General features: G+C 67.3%; 20 protein-coding genes. 10 read left to right on the forward strand and 10 right to left on the reverse strand.

Translation table 11 applies throughout. The features are described 5' to 3' along the window. Positions 1 to 37: 37 nt before the first annotated feature. Positions 38 to 1231 carry a CmlA/FloR family chloramphenicol efflux MFS transporter gene (gene cml, locus JYG32_RS24895; protein WP_213267469.1) on the reverse strand — a complete coding sequence of 398 codons (1194 nt, stop codon included), beginning with the start codon at positions 1229 to 1231 and terminating at the stop codon, positions 38 to 40. A gap of 196 nt (positions 1232 to 1427) precedes the next feature. On the opposite strand from cml, the gene JYG32_RS24900 reads away from it, so the two are divergent. The 3 genes from JYG32_RS24900 (at position 1428) to JYG32_RS24910 (ending at position 3228) form a co-directional block, all read left to right on the forward strand. Beyond that, the gene (locus tag JYG32_RS24900; protein ID WP_213267330.1) at positions 1428 to 1817 is read left to right on the forward strand and encodes a hypothetical protein; all 390 of its coding nucleotides are present in this window, start codon (positions 1428 to 1430) and stop codon (positions 1815 to 1817) included. A gap of 106 nt (positions 1818 to 1923) precedes the next feature. Next, a complete protein-coding gene (locus JYG32_RS24905; protein WP_213267331.1) occupies positions 1924 to 2559 on the forward strand; it encodes a histone acetyltransferase in 636 nt (211 codons plus the stop codon). A 96-nt stretch (positions 2560 to 2655) separates the two neighbouring features. Next, a complete protein-coding gene (locus tag JYG32_RS24910; RefSeq protein ID WP_213267332.1) occupies positions 2656 to 3228 on the forward strand; it encodes an NADPH-dependent FMN reductase in 573 nt (190 codons plus the stop codon). 79 nt (positions 3229 to 3307) lie between these two features. On the opposite strand, the gene JYG32_RS24915 is transcribed toward JYG32_RS24910, so the two are convergent. After that, positions 3308 to 3613, reverse strand: a complete 306-nt coding sequence (locus JYG32_RS24915; RefSeq protein ID WP_174383070.1) for a DUF4148 domain-containing protein — start codon at positions 3611 to 3613, stop codon at positions 3308 to 3310. 250 nt (positions 3614 to 3863) lie between these two features. On the opposite strand from JYG32_RS24915, the gene JYG32_RS24920 reads away from it, so the two are divergent. After that, positions 3864 to 4367, forward strand: coding sequence for a DM13 domain-containing protein (locus JYG32_RS24920; protein WP_213267333.1), 504 nt, complete (start codon positions 3864 to 3866; stop codon positions 4365 to 4367). Between the two features lie 33 nt (positions 4368 to 4400). Here JYG32_RS24920 and JYG32_RS24925 read toward each other — a convergent pair whose 3' ends face one another. The 5 genes from JYG32_RS24925 to JYG32_RS24945 all read right to left on the reverse strand — a co-directional run bounded on the left by JYG32_RS24925 (position 4401) and on the right by JYG32_RS24945 (position 10476). Beyond that, entirely contained in the window at positions 4401 to 5018 is a 618-nt protein-coding gene (locus tag JYG32_RS24925) for a DUF2894 domain-containing protein (RefSeq protein WP_213267334.1), read from the reverse strand. Then, positions 5015 to 5659, reverse strand: coding sequence for an OmpA family protein (locus tag JYG32_RS24930; RefSeq protein ID WP_174383067.1), 645 nt, complete (start codon positions 5657 to 5659; stop codon positions 5015 to 5017). Before JYG32_RS24930 ends, JYG32_RS24925 begins: the two co-directional genes overlap by 4 nt. A 3-nt stretch (positions 5660 to 5662) precedes the next feature. Beyond that, a complete protein-coding gene (locus JYG32_RS24935; protein ID WP_213267335.1) occupies positions 5663 to 8710 on the reverse strand; it encodes a DUF802 domain-containing protein in 3048 nt (1015 codons plus the stop codon). Positions 8711 to 8720: 10 nt separating this feature from the next. Next, a complete protein-coding gene (locus JYG32_RS24940) occupies positions 8721 to 9494 on the reverse strand; it encodes a DUF3348 domain-containing protein (protein ID WP_213267336.1) in 774 nt (257 codons plus the stop codon). Positions 9495 to 9837: 343 nt separating this feature from the next. After that, the gene (locus JYG32_RS24945; protein ID WP_174382950.1) at positions 9838 to 10476 is read right to left on the reverse strand and encodes a LysE family translocator; all 639 of its coding nucleotides are present in this window, start codon (positions 10474 to 10476) and stop codon (positions 9838 to 9840) included. Positions 10477 to 10629: 153 nt separating this feature from the next. On the opposite strand from JYG32_RS24945, the gene JYG32_RS24950 reads away from it, so the two are divergent. After that, complete coding sequence (locus JYG32_RS24950) at positions 10630 to 11094, forward strand: GNAT family N-acetyltransferase (protein ID WP_213267337.1); 465 nt, start codon at positions 10630 to 10632, stop codon at positions 11092 to 11094. 48 nt (positions 11095 to 11142) lie between these two features. Next, positions 11143 to 11721, forward strand: coding sequence for a hypothetical protein (locus tag JYG32_RS24955; RefSeq protein WP_213267338.1), 579 nt, complete (start codon positions 11143 to 11145; stop codon positions 11719 to 11721). An 88-nt stretch (positions 11722 to 11809) separates the two neighbouring features. Here JYG32_RS24955 and dctA read toward each other — a convergent pair whose 3' ends face one another. Both dctA and JYG32_RS24965 read right to left on the reverse strand, forming a co-directional pair. Beyond that, positions 11810 to 13177, reverse strand: a complete 1368-nt coding sequence (gene dctA / locus JYG32_RS24960; RefSeq protein WP_213267339.1) for a C4-dicarboxylate transporter DctA — start codon at positions 13175 to 13177, stop codon at positions 11810 to 11812. A gap of 157 nt (positions 13178 to 13334) precedes the next feature. Beyond that, positions 13335 to 14501 carry a mandelate racemase/muconate lactonizing enzyme family protein gene (locus JYG32_RS24965; protein WP_213267340.1) on the reverse strand — a complete coding sequence of 389 codons (1167 nt, stop codon included), beginning with the start codon at positions 14499 to 14501 and terminating at the stop codon, positions 13335 to 13337. Positions 14502 to 14630: 129 nt separating this feature from the next. On the opposite strand from JYG32_RS24965, the gene JYG32_RS24970 reads away from it, so the two are divergent. Next, a complete protein-coding gene (locus tag JYG32_RS24970; protein ID WP_174382955.1) occupies positions 14631 to 15590 on the forward strand; it encodes a LysR family transcriptional regulator in 960 nt (319 codons plus the stop codon). A 253-nt stretch (positions 15591 to 15843) separates the two neighbouring features. After that, positions 15844 to 17223: an FAD-containing oxidoreductase gene (locus tag JYG32_RS24975; RefSeq protein ID WP_213267341.1), complete on the forward strand. Its 1380-nt coding sequence runs from the start codon at positions 15844 to 15846 to the stop codon at positions 17221 to 17223. 69 nt (positions 17224 to 17292) lie between these two features. Here the strand turns inward: JYG32_RS24975 and JYG32_RS24980 are convergent, their stop codons facing one another. Continuing rightward, positions 17293 to 18186 carry an SDR family oxidoreductase gene (locus JYG32_RS24980; RefSeq protein ID WP_213267342.1) on the reverse strand — a complete coding sequence of 298 codons (894 nt, stop codon included), beginning with the start codon at positions 18184 to 18186 and terminating at the stop codon, positions 17293 to 17295. Between the two features lie 95 nt (positions 18187 to 18281). Here JYG32_RS24980 and JYG32_RS24985 point away from each other — a divergent pair, with 95 nt between their 5' ends. Continuing rightward, positions 18282 to 19181: a helix-turn-helix transcriptional regulator gene (locus JYG32_RS24985; protein WP_213267343.1), complete on the forward strand. Its 900-nt coding sequence runs from the start codon at positions 18282 to 18284 to the stop codon at positions 19179 to 19181. An 85-nt stretch (positions 19182 to 19266) separates the two neighbouring features. Further along, positions 19267 to 19647 carry a DUF2946 domain-containing protein gene (locus JYG32_RS24990; RefSeq protein WP_174382957.1) on the forward strand — a complete coding sequence of 127 codons (381 nt, stop codon included), beginning with the start codon at positions 19267 to 19269 and terminating at the stop codon, positions 19645 to 19647. Positions 19648 to 19681 lie beyond the last annotated feature (34 nt).

Below are 19681 nucleotides of genomic sequence, written 5' to 3' on the forward strand. Positions count from 1 at the left end.
ATGCGTCGCTCCGGCCGACGACGCACACGCCGCCGGCTCATCCGCACCTGCGCTTCAATACGGCGATTGCGACAAGGCACGCCGCCGGCATGCCGAAGCAAAATGCGGCCAACGGCCACGGCGTATCGCCCGGCAGCACCAGGGTGGCAAGCGTGCCGACACCGCCGACGATCAGACTCTGGATGCAGTAATACAGCGCGACCGCCATTCCTGCGGCATCGTCGAAATCCCGAAGCGCCCCGTTCGCGGTCACCGACGACATCAGGACGATGCCGACCGCGACGATCCACATCGGCATCACGAAGGCGCTGAACGACGGCGCCATCAGGACGGTGCATGCGGCCAGCACGACCGAGCCCGTCATCATGACGCCGGCGCCCCGGACGAAGCAGCCCCGAATGCCCCAGTTCGACACGAACCTTCGCGCAAAACGCGCGGCAATGATCATCACGATCGCGACGGTGGCAAAAGCTGCACTGAACTCGGTGCGGGAAAAACCGGCACGACCGATGAGCACACGCGGCGCGATCGAGAAGAACACGAAAAACGCGCCCATTGCGGTACCGAAGCCGAACGCATGGACCCGGAAGGAAAGGTTGCGCATGATCGACGCAACGGACTGCCGTGGCCTGCCCGTCGCCGGTGGCCGCGTTTCATGCCATCGCGACCACGCGCGGCCGAATGCCACGCATCCCGCCAGACCGAGGGTCACGAAGATCGCGCGCCAGCCGAAACCGCGCGCGATGCCTGCGCCGAGCATCGGCCCGAGCGCCGGCACGACCGCGAGGATCGCGCCGAACTGACTGTAGATGGTGCTGCCTTCCGGACGGTCGGCATAGACATCGCGAACCGTCGCAAAGGTCGCCACGAGCGCGGCGGAGGCGCCCAGCGCCTGCAGCATGCGCAGCGCGACGAACACGATGCCACCGCTCGCCATCGCGAGCGCCAGGGAGGCGGCCGAGAACAGCAGCGCGCCGCCCAATAGCACCGGCCGCCTTCCGAAACGATCCGACACCGGGCCGAACACCAACTGGCCCAAGCCGAGAAAGACCATATAGACGCTCAGCGTCAACTGAACCATGGCGGGCGACGTATGCAACGCCGATGGCATCTCCGGAATCACCGGCAGATACACATCCATCGCCAACGACGCGAGAAGATCGAAAGGAACCATCAGCAGCAATGCCGACGGCAACGAGCAGGCCCATACAGGCGCAGATTGATCAGGCATGACAAAGCATCCGCTCGAAAAGGAAATCCGGCGGCAATCTGCCTGCTGAGTCATCGACGAGAGGAGATCGCCGCAACAACCGGGTGAAGAAGGTTGCTGCGGCTTAGCGATCCGTGGACGGGCCCGCTCCCATGGTCAGATCCTTGTGGGGTTCGTTTGCCGGGAAGTGTATGCGATTTCGCGGCACGACCGCTCGATGCAGCCAGAAGCCGCGGCACAGCTCGAGCGCGAAGATCCGCAGCGAGTCGTGCGGCATCGGCTCACGCATCCGTTGCGGCCAATTGTCGCGAAACGCGCCAATTCTCCGCTTTTCGTCGCTTTTCTCCGCCAGTCCGATTGCCCGCCCCCGGCACCTCGCGTATGGTGCTGCCCGTCCGCGCTCGATCCGTCGCGCGGACACCCGACCGTCGTCACGCACGACGGCCGTGCGGGCCGTGCCCGCCGCTCACCGTCTCCGCGATGCCGCCCGCCGGCACCGCGCATTCATGAGGAAAGAGGCGTGATCCACAAAGTCCTGATCCTGTTCGCACTCTGCATCGCGGGCCTCGCCGCGATCGCCGCCGGTTTCCAGCACATCCCCAGCTGATTCGCGGCCCCGGCTCGCTTCGCCGAGCCCGGGGGCCGCACCCATTCCTGTTCCCTTGTTGCGATGAACCTCTTTCTCGAACCGCCCGGGACGGGCGACCTTTGCCATGCGCATCGACGGACAGCATTCCCAGCACGACATCGACGATGAACTCGACACGCTCTACGCACGCCTCCACCAGCCGGGCCATCGCCTGCACGGCCTGCCGGCCGTCGCGCTCGGCCGCTCGGGCCTGATCGTCCGCCACCGCGAGGCGGACGGCGAATACTTCCTGTATGTCGAAGATCCGGCCGCGCGCCAGCTTGCCGGCTACACGGTGTTCAACCGCCTTCCCGAAATCCCGCGCCGCGCCGACCGCTACCTGCGCGCACCGCATACGCGGCTGCGCGGCTCGGCGCAACGCAAGGGCCTCGCGACGACGCTGTACCGCTGGGGGCTCGACGCGGGGCTGTGCCTGATCAGCGGCGCGCGCCAGTCGGTCGGCGCCGCGCAGTTGTGGACGGCGCTCGCACACGATTACCGGCATGGCTTCGTCGATGTCGAGGGCCGCGCGCTGCGTTATCTCGGCGACACCGTTCCGGACGACGTGCACGGCGCGCTGCATACGCGGCGGCTGTTGCTCGGCAACGGGTGGGCGATGACGAAATTCGCGCGGGCGGCCGGGATGAGCGACGCCGAACCGGTTCGATGCGATTCCGCGGCGATTTTCGACGGGGTAGCGCGGACCGCGTCGCGGGCGTAGCGTCGGCGACACGCGCCACGCCGACCGAACGCCGATGCGATAATCCGTCCGGTCAGCGCGATGCGGCAGCGCACCGCCCCAACCAAACGCTCATCGATGACCACCGATCCCCGAACCGACGCCGACCGCCGCATCGACATCGTCGCCCTGTGCGGCAGCCTCCGGTCGCAGTCGTACAACGCCGCGCTGCTCGATGCAGCCGCGCTCGTCGCGCCGCGCGGCATGCGCATCGCGCGCTTCGATCGCCTCGGCGAATTCCCGCTGTTCAACCCCGATACCGAATACCCGTCGCCCGCCGCCGTGCGCGACCTGATCGATCGCCTGAACGCGGCCGACGGCGTGCTGATCGCGAGCCCGGAATACGCGCACGGCGTAACCGGCGTGATGAAGAACGCGCTGGACTGGGTCGTCGGATGCGAAGCGGTCGTCTACAAGCCGGTCGCGGTGCTGAATGCGTCGCCGCGCGCGACGCACGCGGACGCGGCGCTGCGGGAAACGCTGTCGGTGATGTCGGCGCGCATCGTCGAGCGCGCGTCGATCACGCTGCCGATCCTCGGAAGCCAGCTCGATGCGGCGGGCATCGCCGCTCATCCGCCGTTCGCATCGGCGCTTGTCGATGCGTTGCGCGCGCTCGGCGCGGTAATTTCCGAAGCTGCGCCGCCGCGCTGACGTTGCGCATCGGGAAACGCATCGCAGTCCAGACGAATCGGACATTGCGCCCGTCGACAGGCGCAATGTCCTGCCCGGATCATCGTCCGCGATAGATCGGCCTGTCGGCGGCAATCGAGCCCGATTCGCTCGCGGTCGGCGACATCGTCCCGTATCCGCTTGTGTCGGCCGTCGACGTACCCGTCGAGCCGATCTTCGTCAGCGCTTCCGCCAGTTTCGCCGGATAGTGCGGGTCTTCGCCGGTCTGACGGTAGCCGGCCGCGTGCAGTGCGGCCAGTTCGGCCGTGACCTCCGCGCGCGTCACGGTGGGCTGCGGTGCGGCCCATGCGGAAACGGAAGCGGTCACGGCAACCGTCGCGAGAACATACAGAGCAAGCTTGTTCATTTGAACTCTCCTTGGCATCGACGACGTTGTCGACAGAGAGTGAGTCGATCCGCGAGCGCAAAAATGACACCCGCCGACGAAATTTGTTCGACGCCGTGTCGCCATGCCGTACCGAACCACGGCCAGGCGTCGCGCCCGATGTGAACGGCATGTTCAGATGAAAACCGACCGGCTGTCAGATTTCGCCGGCTCGCGCGACTACGGGCATGTGACCATGCGCCACCCTCTGTTCTCGTTCAAAGGGTCCGACATGAAAACCAGAATCTGGATACTGATCGCGTCGCATCTCGCGACGGGTCTCGTTGCATTCGCGGCGGGCATCTACGTGCTTCCGATCCTGACGGCATCGGAGAGCGCAAGCGCCGTCGAACTGCAAGTGGCCGCCGAAAACACGCGCCATACCGGCCGCTTCGAACGCGGCCTGCCGGGAAGCGATCCGCTGCACTGGGCGGACGGCAAGCTGACGATCACCGATTCGTCGATCGCGTTCGAAGGCGACATCGCACCAGGGCCCGACTACAAGATCTATCTCGTTCCGGAATTCGTCGACACCAAGGCGTCGTTCCTCGCGATCAAGGCGCGTGCCGCACGCGTGGGCGACCTGAAGACATTCGGCAATTTCGTCGTGCCGCTTCCCGCCGACGTGAATCCCACGCAGTACACGTCGGTCGTGATCTGGTGCGAACGCTTTTCGAAATTCATCAGCGCGGCCCGGTATCAAAGCGCAACGACGTCGGGCCGGGTGTCGATGTAACCGGCTCCGGCAGCAATGGTGCGTGGTCGCGCGCTACCGGCTCTTGCTCCGCGTGCCTTTCTTCACCGTCTTCGCGCGCGGCGCTTCCTTCTCGGGCTGCGCGCCGCCGCCGGCGAGATCCTCGAGCCATGCGAGCGCATCGACGTACGACAGGAACTGCTGCAGATATTCCGGCGACAACTCGCGCATCGTCGACAGCGACCGGTGCACGAGGCTGTTCGAATTGAGCGGCCCCGCATTGCGCGGCACCTGGTCGAGCGACTGGCGGTACTGCTGTTCCGTGCGGACCTTCGACCACATCGTGCGGAAGTAGTCGACCAGTTCGGGATCGATCCCGCGCCGGTCGGCCTGCGCATCGCGCGCAAGCCGTTCGACGAGTTCCGCAAGCGCGCCACGCACGGGCGCACCTGCCGCGGCTTCCGCGTTGTCGGGCGCGGCGTTCGCTTCATCGGCCCGCGCAACGACCTCCGCGAAGCCTTCGATCAACGTTGCCAGCCGCGCATCGAGCAATTCGCGCGCGCTGCCATCGAGCACGGCCGCGCGCCGTTCGAGCGCGTCGATCCGGTGAAAGCGCGCGGGATCGAGCCGGTCCGCGCCCTGCTCACGCCATGCGTCGAGCGTCGCGCGGGCGGGCGTCGCGTCTTCCGTCACTTCGCCTTCCCTCCGTTCGATGCGCTCTTGCGCGGCACCGGCGCGATCTCCACGCGGCGGTTCTTCGCGCGGCCTTCATCGTCCGCATTCGAGCTGACCGGCTGTTCGGAGCCGAACGCGGCCGCGAACACCGACGCCGCCGGCACGCCGGCGTCGATCATCGCGCGCGTGACCGTCAGCGCGCGCTTGGCCGACAGTTCCCAGTTGTCCGCGAACTGGCGGTTGCCGGCATGCACCTGCTGGTCGTCGGCAAAGCCGCTGATCATCAGGATCTCGTCGCGCGTCTTCAGGTAGGTGGCCAACGGGGCGGCCAGCGTCTTCAGCAGGTCGCGGCCCGCGGGCTGCAACTGGTCGGAGTTCAGCGCGAACAGCACGTTGCCGCTGATGCCGATGCGCCCGTTCACGAGCGTCACGCGGCCGGCCGCGAGCGGCCCGGCGAGCGCCTGTTCGAGCGACTTGCGCTGCTGCGCTTCAAGCTGGCGCGCACGCACCGCTTCCTCGAGCTTCGACGTGAGCTGAAGCTGCATGCCGATCACGCCGACGAGGATCAGCACGAACGCGCCGAGCAGCACCGACATCAGGTCGGCGAACGCGGGCCACACCGGCGCGGATGGCGCGCCGCCGTCGATTTCGTCGTGCATGCGTTACGCTCCGACGGGCGCCCGCCGGCCGGCGAGCTGCTGCAGGTCTTCGACGATCTGCTTCTGCGACATCATGCTCAGGTCGATCACCTCGCGCGCCTGCGCGACGTAGTACTCGAGCTGCTCGTCGCTGCGCGCGAGCGATTTCTCGAGCGCGGCCTCGATGCGCTGCAGATGGGTCAGCAGCTTGTCGTTCGATTCGCCGAACACCTGTACGGCCATCCCGAACGCATCGCCGAGGCTTGCAACCTCGACCGCGCCCGCGGTGACTTGCGCGGCCACCGAATCGAGCTTGCGCGTTTCGGCATCGACGGTGTCATTGAAGCGCGCGCCGACGCGATCGAGCAGGTCGGCCGACGTGCTGACGAGCGCGTCGATCGCGGTGCGCTGTTCGGTCGACGCGTGATTGACCGCGCCGAGCAGCGTTTCGAGCGTCGCGAGCAGGCGGCTGCGTTCCTCGAGCGTCGCGGTATCGCGCACCATGCTGTCGGACAGGCGCTGGCGCAGCTCGGCGACCACGTCGGCCGCGGCCTTCGGCGCCTCCGACGCGGCCTGCACGAGGCGCGCGATCTCGTTGATCGTGTCGCTCGCATGCACCTGCGCCTGCGCGGTGATGTCGTTCGCGGTGCGGGCCAGCGTGTCGCAGATGTCCTGCTGGCGCGTCGCGGCCTGCGCACTCGTCCGCGCCCATTCGTCGCGCAGCGCGGCCGCCATCGCGGCAAGCGAATCGTTCCACGCGGACAGGCGCTGTTCGTCGCGCGCCGCGAGTTGCGTCTGCAGGCCAGCGTGCGAATCGCGGATTGTCGTCAGCAGATCGTTCGAGCGTTGTTCGAACGTGGCGGCCTGCGCGGTGAGGTCGTGCGTCGTTTGCGCGAGTGCGTCGCAGATTTCCTGCTGACGGCCTGCGCTGTGCACGCCCGCGCGCTGCCATTCGTCGCCCAGCTTTGCGGCCATCGCGGCCAGCGAGTCGTTCCACGCGGACAGGCGTTCTTCGTCGCGTGCAGCGAGTTGCGTTTGCAGCCCCGTGTGCGAATCGCGGATCGTCGACAGCAGTTCGTTCGAGCGTTGTTCGAACGTGGCGGCCTGCGTCGTGAGATCACGCGTCGTTTGTGCGAGTGCGTCGCAGATTTCCTGCTGACGGCCTGCGCTGTGCACGCCCGCGCGCTGCCATTCGTCGCCCAGCTTCGCGGCCATTGCGGCCAGCGAATCGTTCCACGCGGACAGGCGTTCCTCGTCGCGTGCGGCCAGTTGCGTTTGCAGGCCCGTGTGCGAATCGCGAATCGTCGACAGCAGTTCGTCCGAGCGTTGTTCGAAGGTCGAAGCCTGCGTAGTGAGGTCGCGCGTCGTTTGTGCGAGTGCGTCGCAGATTTCCTGCTGACGGCCCGCACTGTGCACGCCTGCGCGTTGCCATTCGTCGCCGAGCTTCGCGGCCATCGCGGCCAGCGAATCGTTCCACGCAGACAAGCGTTCTTCGTCGCGTGCGGCCAGTTGCGTTTGCAGGCCCGTGTGCGAATCGCGGATCGTCGACAGCAGATCGTTCGAGCGCTGCTCGAACATCGAAGCCTGCGCGGTCAGGTCACGCGTCGTTTGCGCGAGTGCATCGCAGATTTCCTGCTGACGGCCCGCACTGTGTACGCCTGCACGCTGCCATTCGTCGCCGAGCTTCGTTGCCATCGCGGCCAGCGAGTCTTTCCACGCGGTGAGGCGCTGTTCGTCGCGCGCGGCCAGTTCGGTCTGCAGCCCTGCGTGCGACTCGCGCATCGCGGCGAGCGTCGCGCCCGAATGGCGCTCGAACGTCGCGGCGGCTTCGCCCAGCGCACGCGCGTGCTGGCCGGCCAGCGTCTCGCCGACCTGCTCCTGGCGCAACAGCGCATCGCGCCATGCGTCCGACAGGCGGCCTTCGGTCGATTCGAGGCGCGTCGCGACACCGTCGAGCAGGTCCGTCGAACGCTGCGCGAACGTGTCGGTGAACTGGCCGAGCGTCGTCTGCAGTTGCTGCGCGACCGCGTCGCCCGCACGGCGCTGTTCGTCGAGCGCGCGGTTCCAGACGGCCGTCACGTTGCCGGTGGTCTTCTCGAAGCCGTCCGTCAACCCGTCGAGCTGACGCTGCACGGCGCCCGTCACGGTATCGCGCAGCGCGGCCATCTCCTGCGCGAGCCCCGTCATCGTCGCCGCGACGACCGGCTGCAGCGCGGCGCCGGCCACGCGCGCGCTCTCGGCGGCGCTTTCCTTCAGCGCGTCGCCGACGTTCGACGCAAGGCCCGCATACGCGCGCTCGGTCCGGTCGAAAAACGCCTGCTGGCTTTCGAGCTGGCGATCGTGCAACGCGACGCTACGCGCCTCGAGCGTCGTCATCATCGTTTGCATCCGATCGACCAGCGCCGGCATCACGTCGGCCTGGCGCTGCAGCAGCCGGAACGATTCGTCGCGCTGGTGCGCGGACGAATGCACGCGCAGCGTCGTCGCGATCTTCATGTCAAGCTGCTGCGCTACGTCGATCCGCTCGCGGCGCACGAGCGCGGACAGCAGCCCGAGCATCGCGGATGTCGCGACACCGGCGATCGACGTGCCGAATGCGAAGCCGAGGCCCTTCACCGGCGCGATCAGCGACGCGCGGATCGCGTCGAGATCGGTCGCGCTTTCGAGCGCGGCGCCCGTGCCCTTCAGCGTCACGACCATCCCGAGCAGCGTGCCGAGCATGCCGAGCAGCACCAGCAGGCCGACGAGGTAAGGCGTGAGCGCCGGGCCCGGCAGCGCGACGCGCGCGCCTTCGACGCGTGCCCGCACCGCGCCGCGCAGGCCCGGGGGCAGCGTGTCGAGCCATGCGTCGAGCTTCGCGGGCGGCTCGGTCAGGCCGGCAACCGCGCGCGACAGCGTGGCGGTCGCCTGCTTGTAGCGCAGCAGTTCCCATGCGCCGGCGACATAGCACGCGCCGATCAGCAGCGTGACGGCCGACGCCAGCGGGTTCGACGCGATATAGCCGACACCGATCCAGCCCACTGCGAGCAGACCGGCGACGAAGACAACGAGATCAATGCGAATTCTGGACATAGCGTGTTGATTAGCAGGTGCGAAGGGCCGCGAGCAGCCCGTCTACCGTTTGAAACCGGACCTCGAGTTCGGCGAGCAGGATGCTTTGCATCTCGTCGCGAAACGTGTCGAGCCATGCGCCGGGCACGATCGCCGCGACGGCCGCGCCGTCGGCAAGCGCGCCGTCGTCAGCCGTACCGGCCGTGTCGGATGCGGCGGCGGATTCGGCATCGGCCAGTGCCTGCCGCTCCGCTTCGCGCAGCCGCCCGAAGCGCGTGCCGAGCAGCGCGGGCACGGCCGACAGCAGGCTGCGCTCGCGCGCGCCGAGCACACGCTCCATGATCGCGTCGAGCGTCGCGAGCCGCGCCATCCCGGACGAGCGCGCGGCGAGCGCGACCCGCAGGCGGCCGCGCAACTGGCCGATCGCCGTTTCCATGTCCTGCTGCAAGGACAGATAGCGCTGGCGGAAGTCCGCGAAATCGGCCGTGTCGGCGGCCGGCGGCGGCATGTCGCCGGGCCGGCGCCGCGTACGCGGCCGGTTGGTGGCCGTGATCGCCTGCGCGAGATCGTGGCGCACGCGCGCGCAGTCGCGCTCCGCGTCGTGGCCGCGCACGCCGGCCGCGACGCCGGGCGGGCTCGCGTTCAGCGCGGACGACAGCGTGATCGCGTCGGTCCAGCCGAGCCACTGGCTCAGCCGGTCCGACAGCATCTGCCGGGATTCCGCGACGTCGGCATCGGCCAGGCGCGCGAGCAGCCGGACGAGCGTCGGGCCGCTCAATGCCGGGCGCGGGGAAGCGTGCACCATGCTGCAAACCGTCAAAAAGGCAGCAGTTTACACGTCGCCGGGAGGTCGACCGTCAGAATCGGGGAAGCAGCGCCGTTTGGCGCAGCGTACGACACACGCGAACGCCCGTCGCGCAAGGCTCGGCGGGCGATGGCGGGTAGCCGTAAACGCGGTCGGCGGCGGCTCGGCGCGCTGCCGGGATCGGGTCCCGGGCACATCGCCCGGTGCGTCATGCGGCAGAAGACGGCGTTTCCGGTCGACTTGCGGTTTCCGGAAGCGAGGTGCGCGGTTCGGGCGGCTCGCTCCGGCGGCCGACCATCGGCATGGCCGGCCGCCGTGCGATGCGGATCGGGAATGGAAGCGGTCAGATCCCCGCTTTCGGCGCGTTCAGGATCAGCCGCAGCCCGAGCAGCGTGATCGCGCCGGCCGCGATGCGGTCGACCCACTTCTTCGCGCGCAGGTAGAGCTCGCGCGGCCGGCGCGTCGAGAAGCACAGCGCGACGATCGTGTACCAGCCGAACTCGACGCCGAACACGAGCGGCGGCAGCGCGAGGTAGCACCACAGCGGCGGATGCTGCGGGAGCAGCGCGGCGAAGATGCTGCCGTACCAGATCGCCGTCTTCGGGTTGCTGAGCTGGGTCGTGAGGCCCGTCCAGAACGACTTGCGCGCGCTGCCGCCGGCCATCGCGTGCGGATCGTCCATCGCGATCGGCCGGTCGGCGCCGCGCCAGATCTTCGACGCCATGTAGATCAGGTACGCGCCGCCCGCGACCTTCAGGCCCACATACAGCCATTCGACGGCCTGCAGCAGCGTGTAGAGCCCGGCCAGCGCGACGCCGCCGAACACGATGCCGCCGATGCCCATGCCGAGCGCGGTGGCAAGCCCGTCGCGGCGCGACAGCCCGATCGAATTGCGGGCAACCAGCACGAAACTCGGGCCCGGAATCATCGCGCCAAGCCACAGCGCGGCCAGGATGGCGAGTACGGCAGCCGATGCAGTCATCGAAGTCTCCTTTGGTCAGCGACGCCGATGCGCCGGCGCCTGCGTGTCGTTTCCGACGGTCGAGCCGTCGATTCTGGCACGCTTCGCGCGTGGCCGAAAGCGGCCGCGCGCTGCTATGCTGGCCCTCTTTCCCGTCATCCCGCGCCGCCCCCCATGATCGAGATCCGCGCCGCCCGCTATCCCGACGACGCCCGCGTCGTCGAGGCGATCTTCCGCGAGTACATCGCGAGCCCCACCGTCAGTCTCGAATTCCAGGACTACGAGCCCGAGATCGCCGCGCTGCCCGGCCAATACGCGGCGCCGCGCGGGTTGCTGCTGCTCGCATGGAACGGCGATCGCGCGGTCGGCTGCGCGGCGTTTCGCGAAATCGACGCGGCGGCGTGCGAGATGAAGCGTGTGTATGTACGGCCCGAAGCGCGCGGGTTGAACGTCGGCCGCCAGCTCGTCGAACGGCTGCTGCGCGACGCGAAGGCAGCCGGCTATGCGCGCATGTGCCTCGACGTGCTGCCCGAGTTCGTCGCCGCAAGGCAACTGTATGCATCGCTCGGCTTCACGCCCGCGCCGCCCGTCGCGTTCAATCCGGTGCCGGGCACCGAGTTTCTCGGGCGCGATCTGTAACCCCGCGCGGCCGGTACACCTTTCCTCCTTTCGACCGGAAACCCAGCCATGCGCGTTCTCCGCCTGTCCCTCCTGCTGCTCCCGCTGCTCGCGGCACTGCCTGCCGACGCCCGCGCCGACGCACTGCCGAAGTCGATCGAGACGCATCTGCCGCCCGGCTACCAGCCGCTGCTCGCGCAAGCCGGGCCCGATCTCGACAACGGGCGGCACAGCTTTCTGGTCGTCGTGCATCGCGCGGCCGATACGCGCGAGCAGCCGTCGCCGCGCCCGCTGCTGATCTACGAGGAACAGCCCGACCACACGTTCCGGCTCGCCGCGCGCAACGACCAGGTCGTCCTGCGCGCGAACGAAGGCGGCCTGTGCGATCCGTTCGATCCCGAAGACGCCGCCGACAACGGCCTCTCGGTGAAAGGCCGCTATTTCACCGTGCAGAACTTCGTCGCGTGCGGGCAGCACTGGACCGACTACGTGACGTTCCGCTACGACCCGCGCACGCACGGCTGGGTATTTTCAAACCAGATCGTCACCGAATCGTTTCCGCTCGACGACAAGCCCGACCACGTGACCGTCACGCGCGCCGACGCGCACCGGCCGGTCTCGTTCGGCCAATGGAAACGCAGGGACTAAAACGGCACACGGCAAGCACTGACACCGGCGCAATCCCGCAGGCAAACGCAATGCCCGGGGAGTACGCGAATGACAGGAAACGTCGCGACTAGCGGACCTTCGATTGCATGCCCGGCACACTCGCCGGCGCGCTCCGCTCCGGCGCCGGCATGCGCGCGTCGCGCTCGCTCGCGACGATCGAGTCCGATCCGGCCCGCCGATCGAGAACGGCTCGCGCCTTGTCCATATCCAGCGCCCCTTCCCAGCGAGCCACCACCACCGTGGCAACGCCGTTCCCGATCAGGTTGGTCACGGCGCGCGCTTCGTTCAGGAAGCGATCGACGCCGAGCAGCAAGACCAGACCCGACACGGGCACCTGATGCATCGTGGACAACGTCGCCGCCAGCGCGACGAAACCCGCGCCGGCCACCCCTGCGGAGCCCTTCGACGTGAGCAGCAGGACACCGAGCAGCAGAAGCTGGTCCCAGATCGACAGGTGGATATTGAATGCCTGTGCGATGAAGAGGGACGCCATCGTCAGGTAGATCGCGGTGCCGTCCGCGTTGAAGGTATAGCCCGTGGGCAAGACCATGCCGACGACCGGACGCGAGCACCCCATGCGCTCCATCTTGAGCAGCATCTGCGGCAGCACGGCTTCCGTCGATGCCGTGCCGAGCGTGATCAGGATCTCGTCGCGGATATAGCGCAGGTACTTCCACAGCGACAACCCGCACATGCGCATCGCCAGGCCGAGCACGACAGCGACGAACAGGAACGACGTGAGGTACAGGCACAGCATGAGTTGCCCGAACTGCGCGAGCGTGCCGATGCCGTATTTGGCGATGGTGAACGCCATCCCGCCAAATGCGCCTGCGGGCGCGACATGCATGACGATGCGCACGACGCCGAACATCCCTTGCAGGAACATGTCGAGCATGTCGACGAGCGGCGCGGTCCGCGGGCCGAGCTTCGCAAGTGCGATCGCGAAGATCACCGAGAAGAAGATGATCGGCAGTATCTCGCCGTTCGCAAAGGCCCCGACGACGCTGCCCGGCACGATGCTCATCAGGAAATCGAGCGCGCCGCGATGCTGTGCTGCATGCGTGTAGCTGGCGATCGCGGAACTGTCGATCCTCGACGGATCGGCGTTCATCCCGCTGCCCGGCTTGATCACGTTGACGACCACCATCCCGACCACGAGCGCAACGGTGGACGCGGCTTCGAAATACAGCACGGCCTTCACGCCTACCCTGCCGGCTTCGTGAAGATCGGTCATGCGCGCGATGCCGACCACCACCGACGCAAAGATGATCGGCGCGAGAAGCATCCGGATCAGCTTGATGAACAGGTCGCCGAGCGGCTTGAGCTGGGATCCGATGTCGGGGTAGAAATGCCCGACGAGGATGCCGGCGACGATGCCGATCAAAACCTGGACGTAGAGTTTGGAAAGCGTTCTGCGAATGCGTGATACCAGCATGACTGTCTCCTGTGCATGGCGCCCTGTCTCGGAAAAACGCGTGCGCGCCGGCGATGCAGCCGATCACCCTGAACGCCGACGCCGATCTCGCCTGCCCGACTATTTGTTATGTGCTGCGGTGCGCCGGCGAGCGTCCGGCGCACCGTGCCGATGCGGCTTATGCGGACAGCTTTTGCATTTCCGCGAACAGGTCGGCCTTGCCTTCGAAGCCGATGCCCGGCAGCTCCGGCATCGTGATGAAGCCGTTGTCGACCTTCACCCCATCGGGGAAGCCGCCGTACGGCTGGAACAGATCGGGGTACGACTCGTTGCCGCCGAGGCCGAGGCCGGCCGCGATGTTGAGCGACATCTGGTGACCGCCGTGCGGAATGCAGCGGCTCGGCGACCAGCCGTGCTGGCGCAGCATGTCGAGCGTGCGCAGATATTCGACGAGACCGTAGCTCAGCGCGCAGTCGAACTGCAGCCAGTCGCGATCCGCGCGCATGCCGCCATAACGGATCAGGTTGCGGGCGTCCTGCATCGAGAACAGGTCCTCGCCCGTCGCCATCGGTTTGTCGTAGTAATTGCGCAGCGTTGCCTGGAGTTCGAAGTCGAGCGGATCGCCCGGTTCCTCGTACCAGAACAGGTCGTATTGCGAAAGCGCCTTCGCATAGCGGATCGCGGTGTCGAGATCGAAGCGGCCGTTCGCGTCGACCGCGAGTTTCCGGCCGTCGCCGAGCACGCTGAGGATCGAATCGATGCGGCGCAGGTCTTCATCGAGCGATGCGCCGCCGATCTTCTTCTTCACGACCGTGTATCCACGGTCGATATAGCTGCGCATCTCGTCCTTGAGCTTCTCGCGATCCTGGCCCGGATAGTAGTAGCCGCCCGCCGCATAGACGAAGATCTTGCGGTTCGGCCGGCCGTCGCCGTAGCGGTCCGCCAGCAACTGGAACAGCGGCTTGCCTTCGATCTTGGCCACCGCGTCCCACACCGCCATGTCGATCGTGCCGATGGCGACCGAGCGCTCGCCATGGCCGCCCGGTTTTTCGTTGGTGAACATCGTCGCCCAGATCTTGTGCGGGTCGAGGTTGTCGCCAGCGTCGTTGACGAGCGAGCCGGGATCGGCTTCGAGAATGCGCGGGATGAAGCGTTCGCGCATGAGCTTGCCCTGGCCATAGCGGCCGTTCGAATTGAAGCCATAGCCGACGACCGGCTTGCCGTCGCGGATCACGTCGGTGATCACGGCGACGAGGCTCAGCGTCATCTTGCTGAAATCGATGTAGGCGTTCCGGATCGGGGAGCTGATCGGAACGGTTTTTTCGCGAATCTCGACGATTCTCATGGTGGCGTCTCCTGGACTGACACGTTTGCTGGTTATCTCGATTGCATGCACGCTGCGGCAACGAGACGGAGCATAGTCCGCGGGGAACGACCTATAATTCACCTCAATTCATTTCATTTTTTACCAAAAGTGAGAACTGATTCGACATCCGACTTCGAGTTCTTCATCCAGCTCGCAAAACTGAAGAGCCTGTCGGGAGCAGCCCGGTCTCTCGGGATCACGCCTCCCGCGGCGACCAAGCGCCTCGGCATTCTCGAGGACCGGTTCGGCAAGCGGCTGGTCAACCGGACGACACGCAGTGTGAGCCTGACACCGGAAGGCGAGATGTATGCGCGGTACGCCACGCAGATTCTCGATCAGGTGCGGGAAATGGAGGACGCGATCGCCGGGACGCCGGCAGACCCGCATGGACGGCTACGCATCAATGCGACGCTTGGCTTCGGGCGCACGACCATCGCGCCACTGGTGTCTGAATTCGCGAAACGCTATCCGAACGTCGATGTCCAGTTCGTGGTTACCGATCGCCCGGTCGACCTGGTCGAAGGTGCGTTCGACCTGGCCATCCGGTTCGGCGAGTTGCCGGACCAGCGCTTGCGGGCGCGGCGCCTGATGAGCAATCGCCGATTCCTGTGCGCGTCGCCGAAGTATCTCGAGCGAAACGGTGTCCCGCAGCGCAAGGAAGACCTGGCCCGTCACCGCTGCATCATCCATACGCAGAACGACGATCCATTCGGCGTCTGGCGATTCATGCAGGACGATCATCTGGAGGCGTTGAAGGTCAGCGGCTCGCTCTCCAGCAATGACGGCGACATCGTGCTGCGTTGGGCGCTGGACGGTCACGGCATCCTGATCCGCTCGGAGTGGGATCTCGCCAAATACATCCAGAGCGGGCGACTTCGCCTCGTGCTGCCCGACGTCGTCCTGCCCTCCGCGGACCTGTTCGTCTACTATCCGGGGCAACGCAACGAGTCGACTCGTGCCCGCGCGTTCATCGATTTTCTCGTCAAGCACTTCGAGGCGCCGTTTGTTCCGGTCGACGTAAGCAACGCGACACCGGAGCGGAAGAGAACCGGTCGGTCGAAACCCTGACGCTACGCTGCCCCGGAAGGTCGATGCAGGGACGCATCGCGGGGATTCGTCATGGGGATCCGTATCGCCCGGGGCCGGAAGCCGCCGCACTGCCGCCCGGGCGAACCCTGTTCCACGCCAGGCGAATCGCGACAACTCGCGACGGCCCGCCAACAGGTCTACCATAGGCGCTCGCCGTCGCGCGATCGTGCGCCCGCGCCGCACGCGGCTCGCCCGCACGCCTTCCGTCGTTGCACCTGCGCAGGAGGAGATCATGACGCAACACTTCGATGCGATCGTCATCGGCACCGGGCAAGCCGGCCCGCCGCTCGCCGCGCGGCTGTCCGCCGCCGGGTTGAAAGTCGCGATCGTCGAACGCGGCCGCTTCGGCGGCACTTGCGTGAACACCGGCTGCATTCCGACCAAGACGCTGATCGCGAGCGCGTATGCCGCGCAGATCGCGCGGCGCGCCGGCGAATACGGCGTGTCGGTCGGCGGCCCCGTCACCGTCGACATGAAAGCCGTGAAGGCGCGCAAGGACCAGATCTCCGGCCGCTCGAACCACGGCGTCGAACAATGGGTGCGCGGGCTCGCGAACACGACCGTGTTCCAGGGCCATGCCCGGTTCGAGCGCGCCGACGCGGTGCGCGTGGGCGACGAACTGCTCGAAGCGGGACGCATCTTCATCAACGTCGGCGGACGCGCGCAAGTGCCGCCGATGCCGGGCCTCGATTCGGTGCCGTACCTGACCAACTCGACGATGATGGACGTCGACTTCCTGCCCGAGCATCTCGTGATCGTCGGCGGCAGCTACGTCGGGCTCGAATTCGGCCAGATGTACCGCCGCTTCGGGTCGAAGGTCACGATCGTCGAGAAGAGCTCGCGCCTGATCCGCCGCGAGGACAACGACGTGTCGCAGGCCGTGCGCGAGATCCTCGAAAACGAAGGGATCGACGTGCAGCTCGACGCGAACTGCCTGAGCGCACGGCGTGACGGCGACGGCATCGCGATCGGCCTCGATTGCGCGGGCGGCGGCCGCGACGTCGCGGGCTCGCATCTGCTGCTCGCGGTCGGCCGCGTGCCGAACACCGACGATCTCGGGCTCGACCGTGCGGGCATCGAGACCGACGCGCGCGGCTATATCACCGTCGACGAGCAGTTGCGCACGAACGTGCCCGGCATCTGGGCGCTCGGCGACTGCAACGGGCGCGGCGCGTTCACGCACACCGCGTACAACGACTACGAGATCGTCGCGGCCAACCTGCTCGACGACGATCCGCGCAAGGTGTCCGACCGCATCACGGCGTACGCGATGTATATCGATCCGCCGCTCGGCCGCGTCGGCATGACGCTCGCGGAAGCGAAGCAGACGGGCCGCCGGCTGCTCGTCGGCACGCGTCCGATGACGCGCGTCGGCCGCGCGGTCGAAAAAGGCGGAAGCCAGGGTTTCATGAAGGTGATCGTCGACGCGGACACCTGCGCGATCCTCGGCGCGTCGATCCTCGGCGTGACGGGCGACGAGGTCGTGCACGGGATGCTCGACGTGATGGCCGCGGGCGCGCCGTACACGACGATCAGCCGCGCGATGCACATCCACCCGACCGTGTCGGAACTCGTGCCGACGCTGCTGCAGGATCTGCATCCGGTCGAATGACGCGCGGCGGGCGGCCGGCGGCAGGCCGCCTCCGCGAATCGCCCGCCCACAACGGCGTGCGTCGCCCGCTCAGCTTTCGAAATACCGTGGCCGGTCGATATCGGCAAGCAGCCCCGGCTGCGTCGGCGCCCAGTCGAGCGATGCACGCGTACGCTCGCTGGTTGCGGGCGCATCCATCCCCGCGAACATCGCAAACCAGCCGAAGTGCTCGCCCGCTTCCGCCACCGATTTCGCGACGACCGGAACGTTCAGCCGGCGGCCGATCACCTTCGCGATCTCGCGGAACGGCACCCCCGTATCGTCGACCGCGTGATAACGCGCGCCGGCCGCGCCGCGTTCGATCGCGAGCCGATAAACGCGTGCCGCGTCGAGCCGGTGCACGGCAGGCCAGCGATTGCCGCCATCGCCGAGATAGGCCGATGCGCCCTTCTCTCTCGCGACCGCGATCAGGCGCGGCACGAACGCGTGATCGCCGTCGCCGTGCACGGACGGCGGCAAGCGCACGACCGACGCATGCACGCCGCGCGCTTCGAGCGCGGCCGCAGTGGCTTCGGACACACGCGGATAGGTCGGCGACGCCGGCACGTGCGGATCGTCCTCGGTCGCCGCGCGGCCGGGCGCGACGAGCGCGAGGCCCGACGTGACGACCAGCGGCCGCGCCGAGCCCGCGAGCACCGCACCGATTGTCTCGATCGCACGTCGGTCGAGTTCGCAGTTCTGCGCGAAGCGCGAGAAGTCGTGATTGAATCCCGTGTGGATCACCGCATCGGCGACATCGGCACCGCGCGTCAGGCTGTCGAGATCCTCCAGCGACCCGAGATGGACGTCGGCGCCTGCGGCCGCAACCAACGCGGCGGCCGCATCGGACCGGGCAAGCCCGAGGACCGAATGCCCGGCGGCAATGAGTTCGGCAACGACGGCGGAGCCGACGAATCCCGATGCTCCAGTGACAAAGACACGCATGTTCAGCACCTCCGGATGGAATGGAGGATTACTATCTGTCGACGGCCGCTCGCGGTGAAGACGTGACGGTTTACCGGTAAACGAATTAACAGGCTATGGCAGACGGACCCGACAACCTGCTCGGCGCGTACCTTCGGGATCGCCGCGAAAAACTCGACCCGGCCGCGCTCGGCCTGCCCGTCACGCGCCGCCGCACACCGGGCCTGCGGCGCGAGGAAGTCGCGCAGCGTGCGCACGTGAGCGCCGCGTGGTACACGTGGCTCGAACAGGGGCGCGGCGGTGCGCCGTCGGTCGACGTGCTGGACCGGCTCGCGAATGCGCTGCTGCTGAACGACGCCGAACGCGAGCACCTGTTCCTGATCGGCGTCGGCCATCCGCCCGAAGTGCGCTACCACGCGACCGACAGCGTGACGCCGCGCCTGCAGCACGTGCTCGATTCGCTCGAAGCGAGCCCCGCGATCGTGCGTTCGGCGACATGGGACGTCGTTGCATGGAACGACGCGGCGGCCGCGACGCTGACCGACTATGCAACGCTGCCGCCAGAGCAGCGCAACATCCTGCGGCTGATCTTCGTCGATCAGCGCGTGCGCGATGCGCAGTCGAACTGGCAACAGGTCGCGCGGTTTGCGGTGGGTGCGTTTCGCGGCGATGTCGCACGCGGCGGCGCGACACAAACCGTACAGGCCTTCGTCGACGAGATGCGCGCGACGAGTGCCGAGTTCGACGCACTGTGGCGCGACCACGATATCCGCGCGCATGAAGAAGGCACCAAGGAGATCCGCCATCCGGCCGTCGGGCGGATCGCGCTCGAATACTCGGCGTTCGCGGTAAACGGCCGGCCCGACCTGACGCTCGTGATTTTCACGCCGGAGACGGCCGCCGATCGCGCGCACATCCGGACGCTGGTCGCGGCGCGCGAAAAAGCCAGCATGAAAAGGCAGACGCCGGCGACTAGTCCGAACAGGCGCGCAGCACCTCCCGATGCGTACGCATAAGTAGGGAACTTGCCCATCCGGACCGTCCTGCACCTATGCCATACTCCCCGCAACGTGCCGACGAGTGTGCGACTCCACCCATATCATGTCAGCCCTGTTTCGCAGGAGGATAGGCAGCATCCTGGGATTGCTTGCAATCCTGATGGCGACGCTCGCGCCGACGATATCGCAAAGCCTTTCGTCCGAGCGGCAGTTCGACGCTGTATCCGGGGCATTCTGTACCGCGCAGAACGGCGCGGACGTTGCGGGTCCCGACCACGCATCGTTGCCCGAGAAGGCGGGCCACTGGCAGGCATGCGCGTATTGCGGCCTGCTTGCCGACATGCCCGCGTTGCTGGGCGGGACCTCGGGATTCGTGCCGACGGATTGGCCGATTCATCCCACGTCGGCACCAGCGTTCCAGACACCCCATAACGTTTTCCACTTCGCTGCGGCCCAGCCGCGTGCGCCCCCGTTTTCATCCTGATCGAGTCAGCCCGACGGCGATGCAGCGTCATTGC

Origin of the sequence: Burkholderia pyrrocinia, assembly GCF_018417535.1 — a bacterium.
In the GTDB taxonomy this organism is placed as follows: Bacteria; Pseudomonadota; Gammaproteobacteria; order Burkholderiales; family Burkholderiaceae; genus Burkholderia; species Burkholderia pyrrocinia_E.

Excerpts from the sequence above, each read along its gene's own strand:
- cml (WP_213267469.1), bottom strand. The coding sequence starts at position 1,231 with ATGCCTGATCAATCTGCGCCTGTATGGGCCTGCTCGTTGCCGTCGGCA.
- JYG32_RS24900 (WP_213267330.1), top strand. The coding sequence starts at position 1,428 with ATGCAGCCAGAAGCCGCGGCACAGCTCGAGCGCGAAGATCCGCAGCGA.
- JYG32_RS24905 (WP_213267331.1), top strand. The coding sequence starts at position 1,924 with ATGCGCATCGACGGACAGCATTCCCAGCACGACATCGACGATGAACTC.
- JYG32_RS24910 (WP_213267332.1), top strand. The coding sequence starts at position 2,656 with ATGACCACCGATCCCCGAACCGACGCCGACCGCCGCATCGACATCGTC.
- JYG32_RS24915 (WP_174383070.1), bottom strand. The coding sequence starts at position 3,613 with ATGAACAAGCTTGCTCTGTATGTTCTCGCGACGGTTGCCGTGACCGCT.
- JYG32_RS24920 (WP_213267333.1), top strand. The coding sequence starts at position 3,864 with ATGAAAACCAGAATCTGGATACTGATCGCGTCGCATCTCGCGACGGGT.
- JYG32_RS24930 (WP_174383067.1), bottom strand. The coding sequence starts at position 5,659 with ATGCACGACGAAATCGACGGCGGCGCGCCATCCGCGCCGGTGTGGCCC.
- JYG32_RS24935 (WP_213267335.1), bottom strand. The coding sequence starts at position 8,710 with ATGTCCAGAATTCGCATTGATCTCGTTGTCTTCGTCGCCGGTCTGCTC.
- JYG32_RS24940 (WP_213267336.1), bottom strand. The coding sequence starts at position 9,494 with ATGGTGCACGCTTCCCCGCGCCCGGCATTGAGCGGCCCGACGCTCGTC.
- JYG32_RS24945 (WP_174382950.1), bottom strand. The coding sequence starts at position 10,476 with ATGACTGCATCGGCTGCCGTACTCGCCATCCTGGCCGCGCTGTGGCTT.
- JYG32_RS24950 (WP_213267337.1), top strand. The coding sequence starts at position 10,630 with ATGATCGAGATCCGCGCCGCCCGCTATCCCGACGACGCCCGCGTCGTC.
- JYG32_RS24955 (WP_213267338.1), top strand. The coding sequence starts at position 11,143 with ATGCGCGTTCTCCGCCTGTCCCTCCTGCTGCTCCCGCTGCTCGCGGCA.
- dctA (WP_213267339.1), bottom strand. The coding sequence starts at position 13,177 with ATGCTGGTATCACGCATTCGCAGAACGCTTTCCAAACTCTACGTCCAG.
- JYG32_RS24965 (WP_213267340.1), bottom strand. The coding sequence starts at position 14,501 with ATGAGAATCGTCGAGATTCGCGAAAAAACCGTTCCGATCAGCTCCCCG.
- JYG32_RS24975 (WP_213267341.1), top strand. The coding sequence starts at position 15,844 with ATGACGCAACACTTCGATGCGATCGTCATCGGCACCGGGCAAGCCGGC.
- JYG32_RS24980 (WP_213267342.1), bottom strand. The coding sequence starts at position 18,186 with ATGCGTGTCTTTGTCACTGGAGCATCGGGATTCGTCGGCTCCGCCGTC.
- JYG32_RS24985 (WP_213267343.1), top strand. The coding sequence starts at position 18,282 with ATGGCAGACGGACCCGACAACCTGCTCGGCGCGTACCTTCGGGATCGC.
- JYG32_RS24990 (WP_174382957.1), top strand. The coding sequence starts at position 19,267 with ATGTCAGCCCTGTTTCGCAGGAGGATAGGCAGCATCCTGGGATTGCTT.